This window comes from Kribbella sp. C-35, assembly GCF_046549195.1.
In the GTDB taxonomy this organism is placed as follows: Bacteria; Actinomycetota; Actinomycetes; order Propionibacteriales; family Kribbellaceae; genus Kribbella.
In genome coordinates this window covers 1,017,687-1,034,823 of the sequence record NZ_JAJPWG010000003.1, presented here as the reverse complement: position 1 = coordinate 1,034,823, position 17,137 = coordinate 1,017,687, and the positions used below count along the sequence as shown (strand labels likewise).

16 protein-coding genes are annotated in these 17,137 nt (G+C 68.4%); 12 read left to right on the top strand and 4 right to left on the bottom strand.

What is annotated here, in order from left to right; translation table 11 throughout:
• Positions 1-88: 88 nt before the first annotated feature.
• Positions 89-730: a response regulator gene (locus ACLJOO_RS24885; RefSeq protein WP_131286012.1), complete on the bottom strand. Its 642-nt coding sequence runs from the start codon at positions 728-730 to the stop codon at positions 89-91.
• Positions 727-2,220 (bottom strand): PspC domain-containing protein, encoded by a 1,494-nt coding sequence (locus ACLJOO_RS24880; protein ID WP_410789771.1) that lies wholly within the window; start codon positions 2,218-2,220, stop codon positions 727-729. Before ACLJOO_RS24880 ends, ACLJOO_RS24885 begins: the two co-directional genes overlap by 4 nt.
• A gap of 183 nt (positions 2,221-2,403) precedes the next feature.
• On the opposite strand from ACLJOO_RS24880, the gene ACLJOO_RS24875 reads away from it, so the two are divergent.
• Positions 2,404-3,693 (top strand): PspC domain-containing protein, encoded by a 1,290-nt coding sequence (locus ACLJOO_RS24875; protein ID WP_410789770.1) that lies wholly within the window; start codon positions 2,404-2,406, stop codon positions 3,691-3,693.
• Positions 3,694-3,728: 35 nt separating this feature from the next.
• Here the strand turns inward: ACLJOO_RS24875 and ACLJOO_RS24870 are convergent, their stop codons facing one another.
• Positions 3,729-4,925, bottom strand: a complete 1,197-nt coding sequence (locus ACLJOO_RS24870; RefSeq protein ID WP_410789769.1) for an RNA-guided endonuclease InsQ/TnpB family protein — start codon at positions 4,923-4,925, stop codon at positions 3,729-3,731.
• Positions 4,926-5,029: 104 nt separating this feature from the next.
• Between ACLJOO_RS24870 and ACLJOO_RS24865 the strand changes: the two genes are divergently transcribed.
• The 9 genes from ACLJOO_RS24865 (at position 5,030) to ACLJOO_RS24825 (ending at position 13,800) form a co-directional block, all read left to right on the top strand.
• Positions 5,030-5,209 (top strand): hypothetical protein, encoded by a 180-nt coding sequence (locus tag ACLJOO_RS24865; protein WP_410789768.1) that lies wholly within the window; start codon positions 5,030-5,032, stop codon positions 5,207-5,209.
• A 151-nt stretch (positions 5,210-5,360) separates the two neighbouring features.
• Positions 5,361-6,500 (top strand): Cmx/CmrA family chloramphenicol efflux MFS transporter, encoded by a 1,140-nt coding sequence (locus tag ACLJOO_RS24860; RefSeq protein WP_410789767.1) that lies wholly within the window; start codon positions 5,361-5,363, stop codon positions 6,498-6,500.
• Between the two features lie 27 nt (positions 6,501-6,527).
• Positions 6,528-6,728, top strand: coding sequence for a cold-shock protein (locus ACLJOO_RS24855; protein ID WP_130382983.1), 201 nt, complete (start codon positions 6,528-6,530; stop codon positions 6,726-6,728).
• Between the two features lie 57 nt (positions 6,729-6,785).
• Positions 6,786-7,934, top strand: a complete 1,149-nt coding sequence (locus ACLJOO_RS24850; protein ID WP_410789766.1) for an L-histidine N(alpha)-methyltransferase — start codon at positions 6,786-6,788, stop codon at positions 7,932-7,934.
• Positions 7,931-8,491 carry a hypothetical protein gene (locus tag ACLJOO_RS24845; RefSeq protein WP_410789765.1) on the top strand — a complete coding sequence of 187 codons (561 nt, stop codon included), beginning with the start codon at positions 7,931-7,933 and terminating at the stop codon, positions 8,489-8,491. The genes ACLJOO_RS24850 and ACLJOO_RS24845 overlap by 4 nt, the downstream gene beginning before the upstream one ends.
• A 129-nt stretch (positions 8,492-8,620) precedes the next feature.
• Positions 8,621-10,636, top strand: coding sequence for a hypothetical protein (locus ACLJOO_RS24840; RefSeq protein ID WP_410789764.1), 2,016 nt, complete (start codon positions 8,621-8,623; stop codon positions 10,634-10,636).
• Positions 10,637-10,726: 90 nt separating this feature from the next.
• On the top strand, positions 10,727-11,992 hold the full coding sequence (locus tag ACLJOO_RS24835) for an extracellular solute-binding protein (RefSeq protein ID WP_410789763.1): 1,266 nt from the start codon (positions 10,727-10,729) through the stop codon (positions 11,990-11,992).
• Positions 11,989-12,927: a carbohydrate ABC transporter permease gene (locus ACLJOO_RS24830; protein ID WP_410789762.1), complete on the top strand. Its 939-nt coding sequence runs from the start codon at positions 11,989-11,991 to the stop codon at positions 12,925-12,927. Before ACLJOO_RS24835 ends, ACLJOO_RS24830 begins: the two co-directional genes overlap by 4 nt.
• Positions 12,928-13,800, top strand: coding sequence for a carbohydrate ABC transporter permease (locus ACLJOO_RS24825; RefSeq protein ID WP_410789761.1), 873 nt, complete (start codon positions 12,928-12,930; stop codon positions 13,798-13,800).
• Between the two features lie 4 nt (positions 13,801-13,804).
• On the opposite strand, the gene ACLJOO_RS24820 is transcribed toward ACLJOO_RS24825, so the two are convergent.
• Positions 13,805-14,770 (bottom strand): LLM class flavin-dependent oxidoreductase, encoded by a 966-nt coding sequence (locus tag ACLJOO_RS24820; protein WP_410789760.1) that lies wholly within the window; start codon positions 14,768-14,770, stop codon positions 13,805-13,807.
• A 95-nt stretch (positions 14,771-14,865) separates the two neighbouring features.
• Between ACLJOO_RS24820 and ACLJOO_RS24815 the strand changes: the two genes are divergently transcribed.
• Positions 14,866-15,996 (top strand): mandelate racemase/muconate lactonizing enzyme family protein, encoded by a 1,131-nt coding sequence (locus ACLJOO_RS24815; RefSeq protein WP_134003779.1) that lies wholly within the window; start codon positions 14,866-14,868, stop codon positions 15,994-15,996.
• Between the two features lie 16 nt (positions 15,997-16,012).
• Positions 16,013-16,966: a dihydrodipicolinate synthase family protein gene (locus ACLJOO_RS24810; RefSeq protein ID WP_410789759.1), complete on the top strand. Its 954-nt coding sequence runs from the start codon at positions 16,013-16,015 to the stop codon at positions 16,964-16,966.
• Positions 16,967-17,137 lie beyond the last annotated feature (171 nt).

Here is a 17,137-nt window from a genome sequence, read left to right as displayed (position 1 = left end):
CAAACTCAGGTGGAACGGGCATGCGACACCATGGTGTGGTCGCCCCGGCGACAGCCGGGAACCGCGCGTAGCACCGCGTCGGGGTGAATTACACCAGGCGGCGGTCGGTGGCCCAGCGGGTTAGTTCGTGGCGGTTGGAGAGTTGGAGTTTGCGGAGGACCGAGGAGACGTGGGTTTCGACGGTCTTCACGGAGATGAACAGCTCGCGGGCGACTTCCTTGTACGCGTAGCCGCGGGCGATCAACCGCAGTACTTCGCGTTCGCGCTGGGACAAGCGGTCGAGGTCCTCGTCGACCGAGGCGATGTCGATGGCGCCGGAGAAGGCGTCCAGCACGAAGCCGGCCAGCCGCGGGGAGAAGACCGCGTCGCCCTCGGCGACCCGGTTGATGGCGTCGACCAGTTCGGTGCCGGAGATGTTCTTGGTGACGTACCCGCGGGCGCCGGCCCGGATCACGCCGATCACGTCCTCGGCGGCGTCGGACACCGACAGCGCGAGGAACTTGATGTCCGGGTGCCGCTGGTGGACCTGCTTCATCACCTCGGTGCCGCCGCCGCCCGGCAGGTGGACGTCGAGCAGGACGACGTCCGGCTCGGCGCCGACGATCGCCTTGACGGCGCTGTCGACGTCGGCTCCTTCGCCGACGATGTCGACCGAGGTGCCGATCTCGCTGCGTACCCCGGCCCGGAACATGTCGTGATCGTCGATGACGACAACGCGCCTGCTGCTCATCTGTCCATCTCCAGTCGCACTTCGGTGCCTGTCTCGGGATCGGACCGCACCGTCGCGTGTCCGCCGTGCCGTTCCATTCTGCCCATCACACTGTGCCGCAAGCCGAGCCGGTCGTCCGGTACCTCGTCCACGTCGAAGCCCTTGCCGCGATCGCGGACGAACATCTCCACCCGGTCGCCGTCCACCTCGACGAACACGTCGATCTTCGCCGCGCCGGAGTGCTTGGCCGCGTTCACCATCGACTCGCGGGCGGCCCGGACCATCGAGGCCAGCGGCTCGGTCAGATCGCAGTCGCCGACCGTGACCACCTCGATCGGTACGCCGTGCGAGTCCTCGACCTCGGCGGCCGCCTGCTTCGCGGCACCGGCGATCGTCTGGTCGGCGTCGTGTTCCTCGTCGTACAGCCAGGACCGCAGCTCGCGCTCCTGCGAGCGCGCCAGCCGGGCCACCGCCTTCGGGTCCTCGGCCTGCTTCTGGATCAGCGCCAGCGTCTGCAGCACCGAGTCGTGCAGGTGCGCGGCCATGTCGGCGCGCTCCTGGGAGCGAACCCGCTCCGCGCGCTCGGAGTTCAGGTCCCGGGTCAGCCGGTGCACCCACGGCCCGGCGATGACCCCGATCCCGACCACCGCGAGCAGGAGCGCGATCAGTACGTCGCCGACCATCGAGAGCCGGCCGTTCTGCACCAGGAACAAGGTGACTGCGGTGCCGAGCAGGACCAGCCCGACGGCGATCCGGATCAGCGACTTCCAGCCGCCCTTGCCGAGCACCAGGCCGATGATCGGGACCCGGACGTCGCGCGCCCACTTGTCTTTCTGGCTCTCGTCCGCCTGCCGCCAGATCAGCGCCAGACCGGTCGCGGCGAAGACCAGCGGCCAGAACAGCTTGCCCGCGATACCGAGCCCGGCGACCTGCAGCAGCAGGACCAGGCCGATTCCGATGGCCACAAGCGCGGGCAGCTGCCCGCGGCTCTTCTCCCGCTTCCGTTGCTTCGCCTCCGCGACCGGCGGCGCCGGCTCGTCGGTACGCAGTCCTTTACGTGTGTGCGCGGCCAGCCCAGGCGCGTCCGGCACGGTCTCCGGCGCGAGTGGCATCAGGAACCACAGCGCCGCATAGATCAGTACGCCGAAGCCGCCGGACACCGTGGTCGCGATCAGCACCAGCCGTACGACGGTGTCCGACACGCCGAGGTGGTCGGCGATCCCACCGGCGACACCGGCAACGACCCGCCCCTCGGTACGCCGGTACGCCCGGCGGGTCGGCTCTGCGGCCGGCCGGGGCGGCGTCGAGGTGTACGTCGGACCGCCCGAGCCTGATCCGGCCTGGTTGCGCATCCGCGCGGCGTAGGCGGCGTACGGGCCTTGGTACTGCCCCGGGCCTTGCGGGCCCCAGCCTTTGTAGCGCCACTGGTCCTGGTTCTGGCCAGGCGGCGGCTCGGGTGGGGCTCCGTTCGCGGAGGACCCGCCCGGGGGCGCGGCTGCTGGCTGGCTCATCACAACGATCGTCACATGTGGACCGGCCCGACACCAGCAGGCTAACCCCCGGCCGCCTCCTCAGCGCCTGCCCGCCGCGCTCAGGGTCCGCTCGGGGAGAACCCCGAAATTCAGCCGATTCGGGGGGCCATCAGGGTGCATCCCCGATGTTGCACGCCCGAGGTTGGTGTGAGTATCGGTGACATGGAGCAGAACCAGAGTGGACCCGCCGGGTTCGACCGCAACCGCCTGCAGAACCCCCAGAGCTGGCGGCGCAGCAGGTCGGACCGCTGGGTCGCGGGTGTCTGCGGCGGCATCGGCCGCGCGCTGAACATCGACCCGGTGCTGGTCCGCGTGGTGATGGCCGTACTGATCATCAGCGGTCCGGGCGTGATCTTCTACATCGCCGCCTGGGTCCTGATGCCCGACGAGGGCAGTGACCGCTCCGCCGCGCAGGGCGTGCTCGGCGACCGGGTCCGGACCGACCACCCGTGGTTCTGGCCGGTCGTGATCGGCGCCTGCGTGTTCATCGCGATCGCGATGATGTCGTCGTTCAACTTCGGCCGCTTCATCCCCGGCCCGCTGATCGTCGTCGGTGTCATCTGGCTGATCGCGAAGCAGCGCAAGAGCAGCAGGCCCAACACGCCCGGCCAGCGCCCGCAGGACACGGTGCCGCCGGCGTACTCCGGTCAGCAGCAGACCTCGGCGTACATGTCTCCTCAGACCGGCCCGTCGGCTCCCCCGGCGGGTCCGTCGTCCTCGGCCCCACAGCGACCCCAGGACCGCACCGTCGAACCGGTCCAGCCTGTGTGGACCGAGGACGACCCCCTCGGCCTGTACGTCGACGAGCCCGCCGGCACCACCCCGCCGGTCGCGAGCACCCCCGCCGGACCGCCCGCCAAGGGCATGCGCGGGATCAAGTCGATCATCGTCGTACTGACCGGCATCGCGATCGGCATCGCCGCACTGGCCGGCGCCCCCACGGCGACCATGCTGATCATCGGCCTGGCTACGCTCGGCGGCGGCATGCTGCTCGGCGGATTCGTCGGCCGCACGCTGGCCTTGCTGCCGCTCGGCATCCTGCTGGCCCTCGGCGCCACCGCGAGCACGGTGTTCGCCGGCGTGCCGCGCAACTTCGCCGACACCAACTACGTCGCGCCGGCCAGCCAGACCATCACCGCGACCGGGACGAGCTACCAGTTCGACGCCGGGTCGGTGCACCTGGACCTGACCCAGGCGAAGTTCGGCCCGGGCGCCAAGGTCGAGGTGCACGGCGGCCTCGGCGAGGTGATCGTGAAGCTCCCGCAGGACGTGGACGTGCAGGGCACGCTGTCGACCGAAATGGGAGACGTTGCCTTCCTCAACGACCACAAGGGCGGCCATAATGCCGAACTGAAGCTCAACGACCTCGGCACGGACGGCAAGGCCGGCCCGCAACAGGTCACCCTGGACCTGGACCTCAGGCTGGGCAGCATCAAGGTGGAGCGCGGTTGACGTCCTCCTCACCTGTCAGGCGGGGATTCCAACTACTACGCGGAGGTAGCGAGTTGAGGTTCACGCTTCGGCGAGACCCGTGGCGGCGTCTCTCTGCGTGCGTTGACGGCCCGTCCGGCCGCAATGTTGATCGCCGCGTTGACGTCCGCGTGCGCCCGATGCCCGCAGGCGACGCATCGGAAGACCGCTTGGCTCTCGCGGTTCTCCGGCGCGCGATGCCCACAGACGCTGCAGGTCTGCGACGTGTACGCGGGGTTGACCTTCTCGACCCGCCCGGTTGCCTTGTGCTCCAGACGACGTACCAGCGCACCCCAGGCATTGACCACAATGCCACGGTGGAGCCCCGCCTTGGCACCGCGCCGATTCGGCAGGTAAGCACCTGGACGTTCGAGGTCGGGTTTGACTTTGGGTCGCCTGATCATCTGGGTGATCCGAAGGTCTTCCACCCGGATCACGGCAAATCGTCGGGCGAGGTCGGTGCTGGTCTTCTCCACCCAATTCTTGCGACGATCAGCGGCTCGGGCGTGCAGCTTCGCGATCGCAGACTTCACTCGCCGACGCCGGTTCGATCCACGGCGGCATCCGGCCAGACGGCGTTGCAAGTACTTGAGCCGTGTTTGCTCGCGCGCCGACAGGCCTGGGCAGGAGAGAAGTTCGCCAGTACTCAATGCGGCCGATACCGCAATGCCTCGGTCGACACCGACGACCTCGCCCGTAGCCGGCGCGGGGATCGGCTGAGGGACGACGGCGAAGGCGATGTGCCAGCGACCCGAACGATCGCGAGTGATGCGATACGACTTCGCTCCAGATACTGCCCAGGACAGTCGGAACCGCACCCAGCCGACCTTCGGGACGAGCACCTGCGCCCACTTCCTGCTCAGCTTCATGATCCGCGATGCTTGACCACCGACGATGCGGAATCCCTCGTGATGCTCAGCCTTGCGCCAGGTCGGCCGCCGGTGAGTGCCTCCGTAGAAGTTCCTTACGGCCTGGTCGAAGTCCCGCAGAGCTTGTTGCTGCACGGTCTGAGAGCCCGACCGCAACCAACCGAACGCGGCTCGGGCTTCGGTCAATTGGCGCGCCTGTTCGACGTACGCCGGTGTCGGACCTCGGTCGCGGCGCCACATCGACCACTGCTCAAGCGCCAAATTCCACAGGTATCGCGCATGCCGGCACTGCTCCAGCAAGGCAGCCTCCTGCGCTGGAGTCGGGTACAAGCGGAATCGCGACACAGCACAAATCCAATCACCCAGGACCGACAATTCCCGATCTCCGAAGGGAGGCAGTCGCGGCACTTCCTCGCCATGCGTTGCGAGGCGACTCCGCGGCCTACTCGATGAAGAAGACCAAGCCGGACGTGCCCGGCGTGGTGGCCGGCACGGTGCTGACCGGCGCTGCCACGATCTGGATGCTCACCGACAACGGCGTACTGCAGACCGACGACCTCGGCGTGACCAGCGCTCTCCTGCTGGTCACCGCGGGCCTCCTCGGTCTGGCCGCGTCGCGCCGCGTCTAACTAGGTGGACGCGCGGCGCGCCGTTCTCTAAGCTCCCCTGCGTGACCAGCCCGGAGGCAGACAAACCGTAACCACCGGCCGTTCCGTGTAACTCGCCCGGAACCGCCGGAGACGACTCATACCCGTCTTCTCATGGTTGCGGAGCATTTCCATGCCTTTCGTGCTGTACCTGCTTGGCCTGGCCGTTTTCGCCCAGGCGACCTCTGAATTCATGCTCTCCGGGCTCGGCCCGGACATCGCCCAGGACCTGGGCGTGTCGATCCCCTCGACCGGCTGGCTGACGTCCGGGTTCGCGCTCGGGATGATCGTCGGCGCCCCGGCAGTCGCCGTACTCGGCGCCCGCTGGCCGCGCCGCCGGACGCTGCTCGTGACGTTGACCGTGTTCCTCGCGGTCCACGTGGTCGGCGCGCTGACCAGCGACTTCACCGTTCTGCTGGTCACCCGGGTCCTCGCGGCCCTCGCGAACGCGGGCTTCCTGGCCATCGCACTCGCCACCGCCGCCTCCCTCGTCGGCCCGGACGCGAAGGGCCGCGCGACGTCCGTCCTTCTCGGCGGTGCGACGCTCGCCTGCATCGTCGGCGTACCGGCGGGAGCCGTGCTCGGCCGGTACCTCGGCTGGCGATCCGCGTTCTGGGCCGTCGCGATCATCTCGCTCGCAGCGCTGCTCGGGATCCTGCGCTCGGTGCCGGACCGAACGACCGGCCCGGCGACCGTCGGGCGGTTCATGGTGACACCGAGGCTCGCCGTACTGCTGCTCCTCGGCGCCCTCGTGAACGGCGCGACGTTCTGCTCGTTCACCTACCTCTCGCCGGTGCTCACCGAGATCACCGGGCTCGGGGTGGGATGGGTCCCGGTCATGCTCGCGCTCTTCGGGCTCGGCTCGTTCGCGGGCGTCACCGTCGCCGGCCGGTACGCCGACCGTCGCGACGACCGCCTCGTACTCGTTGCCGGCGGCATCTTGCTGCTCGGGTGGTGCGCGTTCGCCCTGACCACGGCGTACGTCGTACCGACCGTTGCCCTCGTCCTCGTGCAGGGCGCACTGTCCTTCGCGGTCGGCTCGACGCTGATCTCGTACGCCCTGTACGCCGGCACCGAGTCTCCCGTCCTGACCGGCGGACTGGCCACCGCCGCGCTGAACGTCGGCGCCGCCGCCGGACCGCTCCTGGGCGGGCTCGCGATCGGGTCCGGAAGCTTCCGCGGCCCGCTCTGGGTCAGCGCGGCACTCGTGGGCACTGCGATCGTCGTGGGAGTGGCCTCCATTAAGCTTGTGGATCGCGAGGGGCCCGGGTGAAGCGGGTCCCGTGGTCTAGGAGTTCCGATGGTGCGCGGCACCGTGAAGTGGTTCAACGCCGACAAGGGCTACGGTTTTCTGGCCGTCGACGGGCAGGACGACGTGTTCGTGCACTGGAGCAAGATCGTCTCCGACGGGTACAAGACGCTCGAGGACGGCCAGCACGTCGAGTTCCAGATCGTCGACGGGCCCAAGGGCCGCGAGGCCGACGCGGTCACTCCTGTTTGACCGACGGTAGTCGGCGGTAACCGATAACCTGACCTCTCATCGTGTGAGGGGTGAGACGTGGCCGATCCGGTACCCGTGATCCGGAAGCTCGAGCATGCGCTGGCCGACGACGACTTCGCGTGGTCACTGGTGCTGACCGGCGAGGACCAGACGGACAAGCTCGCGACGCTGACCGGCGACCTGCGCGGGCCGTTCTCGACGACCGGTGACGGCAAGCAGATCACCTCCGGTTTCTCGTACTGGGGCATCGGCCCGACGATCGCGTGGGCGAACGCGACGAACGACCCGTTCTACCTGGTGATGAAGGCCGGTGCGGAGTCGTTCCTGCGGCACTGGCGCAAGGTCCGGCCGCACGTCGAGAACGGCGGCTTCCACCTGGTCAGCCTCGGGGTCGGCACCGGTGTGAAGGACCGCACGATCCTCAGCGACATGCGCCGGCAGAACCGGAACATGTACTACATCCCGGTCGACATGAGCTCCGAGATGCTGCGGATGGGCACGCAGCCCGCTCGCGACGCCCGGTTCCCGGTGGCCCAGGTGCTTCCGGTGCAACTGGACTTCTCGATCGCCGACAACATGGAAGAGCTGGCGCAGATGCTGGCCCGGCTGGTCGGCGACGAGCCCATCCTGTTCACCCTGACCGGCAACACGCTGGCGAACTTCGAGAGCGACGAAGAGCTGCTCGCCACCCTCACCCGCGGGCTGCGGCCGCAGGACCGGCTGCTGCTCGAGGTGGCCAGTACGACGCGACTCGACCAGGAGAGCGCCGACGCGGCCGCGGACGAGTACCACCAGACCCGCGCGTTCGCGGAGTTCGTCACCAGCACCCTGCGGTACAACACCGACCTCAAGATCAACAACGACCTGGTCAAGTTCGTCGGCGAGGTCGAGGACGAGGACGCGCTGCTGGTGAAGATCTTCTGGCAGAACGACACCGGCGAAGAGGTCCGGATGGAGCTGCCGGACCACACCGAGGCGGTGCTGCCGATCGGCGACACGATCCGGCTCTACACCACCCGCAAGTACTCCACGAACCGGCTGAAGCGGCTCACCGAAGCCTGTCAGCTGACGCCGGTCGAGGCGATCCAGTCCCAGTTCCGGTACGCCCGCCGCCCGAACCCGTTCGGCCTGGAACTGCTGCTGCTCGCACCGGAGGGGTCCGGCGAGACCGCACGCACCCTCGCCGACGACATCTGGTCTACATGAGGCGGACCGTCGTCAGTTTCGTGACGTACGGTCTGCTCGCGCTGGCGTTCGTTCTCGGTGTCCTGTGGTTCTTCTGGCCGAATGGCTCGCGCTGGGAGCCGGCGGTCAACTCACTCACCCTGGTCGCCGGGCTGACCGGCATCTTCGTCGAGCGGCTGACGGCCGAGGCGGAACGCCGTACCGAGGTTCTGCGGGCCGTCGCGAACGAGCTGCACGAGAACACCAGGCTCCTGAACGACGAGCGGTTCTCGCCCGATGCGCCGAGCACCCGGCAGGTGTACCCGCGACTCGTGGTGTCCGCGGTCGACCTCGCGCTGGTGTCCGGTGCGCTCGGCCTGCACAGGGACGCCGAGCTCGTCGGCCTGCTGCACCGCTGGCGGGACACCGTGCACCTGTTCAACCGGCGGCTCGACCTGACCGAGATCAGCACGTTCTCGAACACCATCTCCGCGGCCGAGCTGGCCGCGTTCCATCGCGCGCTGCACCGCGAGAACAGCTACTTCGCGGCGACGCGCGAGAAGCTGCAGAACCTGCTCGACGCGCTACCCGAGCTTTAACGGCCGAGGCCGTAACCGGACCCGTTGCTGTCAGTAGCTGCAAATTGTCCCGAGCCGTTGACTTGGCCACGCCGCGAGAGCTTCACTTTCGGACAGGACCGTAAATACGGCACCCCGGAGGCAACTCGCATGCGATCAGTCCGCTCCCTTCTCGCACTGGCCCTCGTCGCTCTGCTCGGCACAACCCTGAACACACCGGCGCAGGCCGGTCCCCAACCACCGGTCGGCACGGTCGTCTCACTCGGTACGCCGCTGTCCGACGTACTGCTCATCGGCGGCACCGTCGCGCCCGGCCCGAACGGCAAGACCGCGATCTGGAACGTGTCCACCGGAAGTCCGGCGTACCTGAACGCCATCGACCCGGCCACCGGCGACAGCCTGCTCTCCGCGGCGCTGCCCGGCGCGGACGGCAGCTACGCGGTCGCCGCGACGCCGGACGGCACGATCTACGTCGGCACCTACAACAACGGCCACCTGTACCGGCTGCGGCCGGGTGGCAGCGTCGAGGATCTCGGCCGGCCGATCGCGTCCGAGTCGTTCATCTGGCGGATCACCACCGACGACCAGGGCAACGTGTACGGCGGGACGTTCCCGAACGGCAAGGTGTTCCGGTACGACGACAAGACCGGCGCGATCCGCGACTACGGCACCGTCCTGGCGGGTCAGACGTACGTCAAGAGCATCGACTACGCGGGCGGCAAGGTGTACGCCGGCACGATGCCCGACGCGCACATCATGGAACTCGACGTGACCTCCGGCGCGGTCACCGAACTCCCGTCGCCGCCCGGTCTCGGGGACCCGTCCGACAAGGTCGTGTACGACCTGAACGCCCGCGGCGGGCGCGTGTACGCCCGGATCAGCACGGCCTTCCCCGGCCCGCTGTACGTGTGGGACATCGCGTCGCGGACCTGGGTCGACGAGATCCCGAACGCGCACGGCCTGGACATCTCCCCGGTCGGCGCGGACGGCTCGCTGTACCTGATCCAGAGCAGCGAACTGAAGAAGTACGACCCGGCCACCAAGACCCTGACCGGAACCGGCCTGACGTTCACCGGCCGGATCCAGAACGCCCGCTCGATCGGGTACGCCGACCTGAACCTCCCCGACTACCCGGGCACCAGCGTGGTCGGCACGCTGTGGCGCGGCGAGGAGTTCCGGTACAACCCGCAGACCGGCAAGTCCGAGATCTTCACCACCAAGGTCCGCCGGGAGCCGATCGAGATCCTGTCCGTCGCGGGCGGCAAGAACAACATCTACGCCGGCGGGTTCCTGAACGGCGGGGTCTCCGTGGTCAACCCGACCACCGGTGCGGCGACGTTCAACCGGTTCTCCCAGGTCGAGGCCCTGATGGAAGGCTCCGACGGCAAGCTCTGGATCGGCGCCTACCCCGAGGCAAGGCTCTACGACTACGACCTGAGCAAGCCCTGGAGCAGTCCGGAGTACTCCCCGGGGCCGCCCGGCACCCCGGACAACCCGGTTCAGCGGCTCAACCTGAAGCCCGACCTGCTGCAGACCCGCGCCCGCGCGCTGACCGAGGTGAACGGCAAGATCGCGGTCGGCACCGTCCCCGACGGCGACCGGCTGGGCGGCGCGCTGGTGATCTACGACCCGACGACGAACACCGCGGAGAAGTACCGCAACGTCGTCCAGGACGAGTCGGTGTTCGGCCTCACCTCGCACTGCGGCATCGTGTACGGCGGTACGTCGATCGCCGGCGGCCTGGCCACCACCCCGCCGACCCGGGAAGCGGGCACAGTATTCGCGTGGGACGTGGCCAAGAAGAAGAAACTCTGGGAAACCGTGCCGGTGCCGGGCCGCGCGACGGTCTCGGCGGTCACGATCGGGCCGGACGGGCTGCTCTGGGGTGTGGCCGGCAAGACCGTGTTCGCGGTGGCCCCGGACAGCGGCAAGCTGAAGAAGTCCTTCACGCTCGGGACGACGAACTCCAGCGGCGACATCGTCGCCACCTCGGAGGCCGTCTACGTGAGCATCGACCTGAACAAGATCTACCGGATCGCGCCCGGGAAGAACGCCGTCCCGACCGTGTTCGTCGCGCACGCCCACCGGCGGCTCGGCGTCCGGGGAGACCACCAACTGCTGATGACGAGCGGCTCCGAGCTGTTCCGGATTGATATCAGCCGTTGACAGCCGAAATTGCACCCAGCTACTTTCGGTCCTGACCGTTATTCGGTTCCATTACTTCCGGCCCTGACTTCCGGACACCCTGGGGGTGCGATGAAATCCAGCGTCCGCCGCATCGCGGCACCACTAACCGCGCTCGTCCTCGCCGCCGCGCTCAGCTCGTGCGGCGGAGGCGACGACGGCGGCTCCGCCAGCAAGAAGAGCGTCACGCTCTGGATGTACCCGGTGATCGCCGATCAGGCGGCCAGCGACGCCTACTGGAAGAAGGTCGAGACCGACTTCGAGGCGGCGAACTCCGGGATCGACCTCAAGATCGAGGCTCAGCCGTGGGCGAACCGCGAGGAGAAGGTCGCGGCCGCGTTCTCCGGCAAGAAGGGTCCGGACGTCCTGCTGATGATCCCGGACCAGATCCCGCAGTACGTGAAGAGCGGCTCGCTGGAGCCGGTCGACGACGTGGTCGCGCCGGAGAAGGACAAGTTCCTGCCGGCCGCGATCCCCGGCCTGACGGTCGACGGCAAGGTGTACGGCGCCCCGATCTACCACACGGTCACGACCACGATGTACAACAAGACCGTGCTGACCAAGGCCGGGATCAGCAAGCCGCCGGAGACCTGGGACGAGATCAAGGCGGCCGCGCCGAAGCTCAAGGCCGCCGGGTTCTCCACGCTGGACTACTCGGCCTCGCCGGAGGCGACGCTGAACCTGAACTTCTACCCGCTGCTGTGGCAGGCCGGCGGGAAGGTGTTCGCCGACGACGGCAAGAGCGTCACCTTCAACCAGGCCCCCGGCCTGGAGGCGCTGACCTTCCTGAAGAGCCTGTGGGACGAGGGCGCGATCCCGAAGACCGCGCTCACCGCGGGCAACGTGGTCGCCGACTCGCCGTTCGGCAAGGGGCAGGTCGCGATGGCGATGACCAGCGTTCCGGCCGACGTCGCCACCGTGTCGAAGACCTGGGGCGCGGCGAACGTCGAGCTCGGTACGCCGCTGACCGGCAAGAAGCAGGTCGGTTTCGGGCTCCCGGGCGGCCTGGTCGTGAACGCGGCCTCGGAGAACGTCGACGGCGCGAAGAAGTTCCTGGGGTTCATGACCCAGGCGGCGCAGCTGGACGCGCTCAGCAAGGCGTCCGGGTTCTACTCGCCGCGCAGCGACGCCAAGTCCGAGTCGACCGACCCGAACGCGGCGAAGTTCCGGGACGCGTTGCAGTACGCGATCCCGGGTGAGCCGAACCCGGCGGCGCGGCAGATCATGTCGTTCCTGAGCCCCGAGATCCAGGCCGTGCTGACCGGTAAGAAGCAGCCGCAGCAGGCCCTGGACGACGCCGCCAAGCAGGCCAACGACCTCCTGTCGAGGCAGCGTTGACGAACACCCCTCCGGACACGGTCGCGGGTCGGGCGGGACCCGCGGCCGGCCGGAAGGCTTTTCGTTCTCGAGGCGGCCCCCGTCGCCGGCCGTGGGTCGGTCTGCTGTTCGTCGCCCCGATGCTCGTCCTCTTCCTGGCGTTCCGGTTCCTGCCGGCGATCGGGGCGTTCCTGCTCTCGCTGACCGACTACCGGATCAGCGGCAAGTGGGACTTCATCGCGCTCGACAACTACACGCGGCTGTTGTCGGACAAGGTGTTCCACGAGGCGCTGCTGGTGACGATCACCTACACCGTGATCTTCGTCCCGCTGACGGTCCTGCTCTCGCTCGGTACCGCCGTACTGCTCCACCAGGTGGTGTGGAAGCGCGGCTTCTTCCGCGGTGTGTTCTTCCTGCCGTACGTGACCAGCATCGTGCTGGCCGCGGTGATCTGGAAGTGGATCTACGACGCGCAGGACGGGCTGCTGAACTCGGTCCTCGGGCTGGTGAACATCGGCCCGATCGACTTCCTCAGCCAGTCGAACACCGTGCTGCCGTCGATTGCGGTCACGTCGGCGTGGAAGGGTTTCGGGTACTCGATGCTGATCCTGCTCGCGGGTCTGCAGGCGGTGCCGAAGTCGTACCTCGAGGCCGCGATGATCGACGGCGCGGGGACTTGGCAGCGGTTCCGGTACGTGACGCTGCCGCAGCTGCGGCCGGTGCTGTTCTTCGTGCTGGTGATCGAGACCATCGGCGCCTTCCAGGTCTTCGACGCGATGTTCGTGATGACTGGCGGCGGACCGGTGCGGTCCAGCTATTCGCTCGTGTACTTCCTGTACGACAGCGGTTTCAAGTACTTCGACTTCGGTTACGCCAGTGCGATCGGTCTGGTGCTGTTCCTGATCGTGCTGATCGTCTCGCTCGTACAGCGCCGGCTCGTCGGGAGGGACGACTAGATGGCTCAGGTACTCGACCGTCCACCGGTCCGGCCGGTAGTGGAGACACCGGCGGCAGGACGGCGTACGGCGGGCCGGCTGACGTTGCCGACCTTGCTGGCGCTGACGGCGATCGTGACCATCGTGCCGTTCGCGGCGATGGTGCTGGTCGCGTTCGCGCCGCCGAGCGGGCGGACGTTCCCGGACGCGCTGAACCCGGCGAACTTCACGCTGGAGAACTTCTCGAAGGTGCTGTCCAGCTCGGACATCCCGCGGTGGACGGTGAACTCGCTGCTCTACTCGCTGGTGTCCGTGGCGTGCGTGCTGCTGTTCGCGTCGATGGCCGGGTACGCGTTCGCGAAGAAGAAGTTCCCCGGCCGGGAGATCATGTTCTGGGCGTTCCTCGCCACGCTGATGGTCCCGTTCCAGGCGACGCTGATCCCGTCGTACATCCTGGTCGCGAAACTGGACTGGGTGGACAGCTACTGGGGCCTGATCGTGCCGACGCTGGCGAACTCGCAGGCGGTGTTCCTGATGCGCCAGTTCATCATGCAACTCCCCGACGAGCTCTTCGAGGCCGCCGAGATCGACGGCGCCCCCGAGTGGCGGATCTTCACGATGATCGTCCTGCCCCTGGTCCGTCCCGTCCTGGCGACGCTAGGCATCTTCGTCTTCCTCTGGCACTGGAACGACTTCCTGTGGCCGCTCGTCATCGGCCAGTCCGGCCAGATGCAAACCCTCACCGTCGGCCTGGCCACCCTCCAAACCCAAGCAGTCCCCATCAACCAGGTCATGGCCGGCGCCACCATCACGGTAGTCCCCAGCCTCCTGGTCTTCGGCCTCCTCCAACGCTACCTAACCGACTCCATCGCGATGTCGGGCCTGAAGGCCTGAACCGCTACAGCAGTTCACCGAAGGACTCGATCGCCTTGAGCGCGTCGGATTGGGGCATGTTGGGGGGTTGGATGCGGAGGATGATGCCGTCGGCGCCCAGGGACTCGTAGTGGGCTAGGCGGTCGGCGCATTGGGAGGGGGAGCCTATGACGCTGCGGTCGGCGATTTCGTCCCAGCCTTGGGTGTAGCGGGCTGCGTCTGTCGACGTGCGCTTCCAGCCGGTGTAGGCGTCGTACAGGTCGCGTAGCGGCTCCTCCAGTGCCTGCCGCGCGTCCTGGGACGTGGGGGCGCAGTAGCCCTCGCGGCAGAGGATGACCTCCTGGCCGAGCGATCCGGCGCCTTGGGGATACGACAGGTACTCGGCGATCTTCGCCGGCAGGTCCGCGTCGAGTTCGTTGAACGATGTGGTCCACCCGTCGCACATCCGCGCCGTACGCTCCAGAACGGCCGACACCCGCCCGCCGTTCCACAGCCGCGGCCGCGGCGTCTGCACGGGACGCGGCGACAGGTACGCCTCCTGGATGGACGTGAACTTGCCGTCGTACGTGACCTCGTCGGACGTCCACAACCGGGTGAGGATCTCCAGCCCTTCCTCGAACCGCGCGACCCGCTCCGCCTGCGTCACGCCGTACAGCGCGAACTCCTCCGGCCGGTACCCGAGCACGAATCCGGCCGTCAGCCGCCCACCCGACAGTACGTCGATATGCGCCAGCGTCTCCGCGAGTACGACGGGGTCGTACAGCGGCGCCACGATCCCGGCCGTGGCGATCCCGATCCGCGAGGTGTGCGCGGCCAGCCACGTCATCGACGTCAGGATCTCGTGGTACCCGGGCCGGTGCAGGTGCCGCTCGCCCAGCACGACCCACTCGAATCCGGCCTGCTCGGCCAGCCGCGCCTGCTCGACGGCGTCGGCCAGCTGGGGCCGCTCGTCCGGGGTGCCGTAGAGGTTCAGATAGAGACCCAGCCGCATCGGGGTGCCACCTTCCGTTGACAGGGAGCGCTCAGGGTATTTACGGTCTTGACCGTAAATGCTTTCCGCCCAGATTGCGACCCTAGGAGCCGGTTATGAGTCTTGCAGCAGAACCGGCCGGGTTGCCGGGTGGGGGATCGGAGGCCTTCGGGGCCGCGCCGATCAGTGCGATCAAGACCCGCGTGGTGAGCGCGCCGTACCGCCGGCCGTTCCAGATCAGCAGCGGCGTGAGCAACGAGTTGATCAGCCTGGTCGTCGAGGTGCACACCGCCGACGGCGACGTCGGGATCGGCGAGACCTCGCCGATGACGGCGTACACCGGTGAGACGCTGGCCGGAGTCCAGGCGGCGATCGAGGAGCATCTCGCGCCGGCGCTGATCGGCCGCGACCCGCTCGACCGCGCGGGCGCTCACGTCACGATGGACGGCGTACTGCGCGGCCAGCAGGTCGCCAAGGCCGGCCTCGACATCGCCCTGTTCGACCTCGCCGGACGGATCAGCGGCTGGCCGGTCCACGCGCTCCTCGGCGGCAGCGTCCGCGACCGCGTGCAGACCACGTGGGTGGTGGGGCTCGGCACCCTCGACGAGATGGCCGCCGAGGCCGCGGAGTACGCCGACCGCGGGTTCATGCACCTGAAGGTCAAGGGCGGCCACGACCCGGCCAAGGACCTCGAGCTGATCCGCGCCGTCCGCGCCGCGATCCCCGCCGACGCCGAGCTGTGCCTGGACGCCAACGAGGGGTACGACGCCACCACGGCCCTCCCGTACCTCGCCAAGATGAGCGCTGCGGGCCTCACGCTCCTCGAGCAGCCCCTTCCGCGCTGGGACCTGACCGGGCTCGTCCGGCTGCGGGACCGCCTCGACGTCCGCGTGATGGTCGACGAGAGCATGCACTCGCTGCACGACGCTCTGGAGATCGCGCGACGCGGCGCGGCCGACGTACTGAACATCAAGATCCTCAAGGTCGGCGGGCTCCATCGCGCACTGCAGATCGCCGCGGTGGCCGAGGCCGCGGGGCTCGCGGTGAAGGTAGGGTCGATGCCTGAGCTGGGTGTCGCGACGCTGGCCGCCGTACACCTGGCCGCCGCCGTACCCGGAGCGACCGTCGCGGCGGACCTGGTGGGGCCGTTGATGGTCGACGAGGACCCGCTGGCCCCGACCGTGTTCGCCGATTGCGACGGCTGGATCGACGTACCGAAGCGCCCCGGTCTCGGGCACGACGTCTAACAGGGTCTGAGAGGTCATGATGCATCCACTCGTCGAACGCCTCCGCGGCACGCTGCTCCCCGCGGTCGTCACCCCGATGGACTCCGACGGCGTCGTCGCGTACGACGCTTTGTCCGCGTACGCCGTCTCGCTCACGAAGCACGCTGTCGGCGGTGTCGCGGTGTGGGCGCACACCGGGCGCGGGCTCTACCTGTCCCCGGGAGATCGCGCGAAGGTGCTCGAGACGTGGCGGTCCGCGACCGACGTACCGATCGTCGCCGGTGTCGGCGTACCGAAGTCGTCCTCGGCGCAGACCCTGCAGGACGCAGCGGACGCGACCGTGGAGATGGCGCGGGCGGCCGCGGCCGGCGGGGCTGATGCGGTGATGGTCTATCCGCTAGCAGTGCTAGGCGAGCTGCCGGACGGGCATGCACAGGCGGTCGCGTTGCACGAGCGGGTGGCGGCCGAGAGCGGGCTGCCGCTGGTCGGCTTCTACCTGCACGGCGAGGCCGGCGGGTATCCGTACTCACCTGAACTGATCCGCGATTTGCTCTCGCTGGACGCGATGCTAGGCGTGAAGACGGCGACGCTGGACCGCGCGATCGGGTGCCAGGACGCGATCTGGGCCGGGCGCGACAGCGGGAAACTGCTGATCACCGGCGAGGACCGGATGTACGGGCCGTCGTTCATGTGGGGCGCGGACACGGCGCTCGTCGGGATCGCGTCGGCGCAGGTCGAGTTGTCGGCCGCCGTACTGCGGGCCTGGACGGCCGGCAACCACTCGGAGTTCCTGACCGCGTCGGACCGGCTGGACCGGTTCGCGGCGGCGACGTTCTACGCGCCGATCGAGGGCTATGTGCAGCGGATGCTCTGGGCGGCCGAGTGGGAAGGACTGGTCTCGGCCGCGGCCGCACACGATCCGTACGGACCGGAACTGCCGCCAGGCGAGCGCGATCTGGTGATCCGCTGCCTGGAGGAATTACACCGGTAGCGGACAGTGAGGTGGCGCGCTCCCTCCTTCGCTCCACCACACCGACGCTCCCTGGATCCGCCTCAGGGGGTGGCGGTAATTGTGGTCTTGACCGAAACTAGGAGAGCAAGGCCTGAACGTCAAGATCTCGGCGCCCGCTGCGCTATTCTGCGACTTGAGGGCCAGACCAGA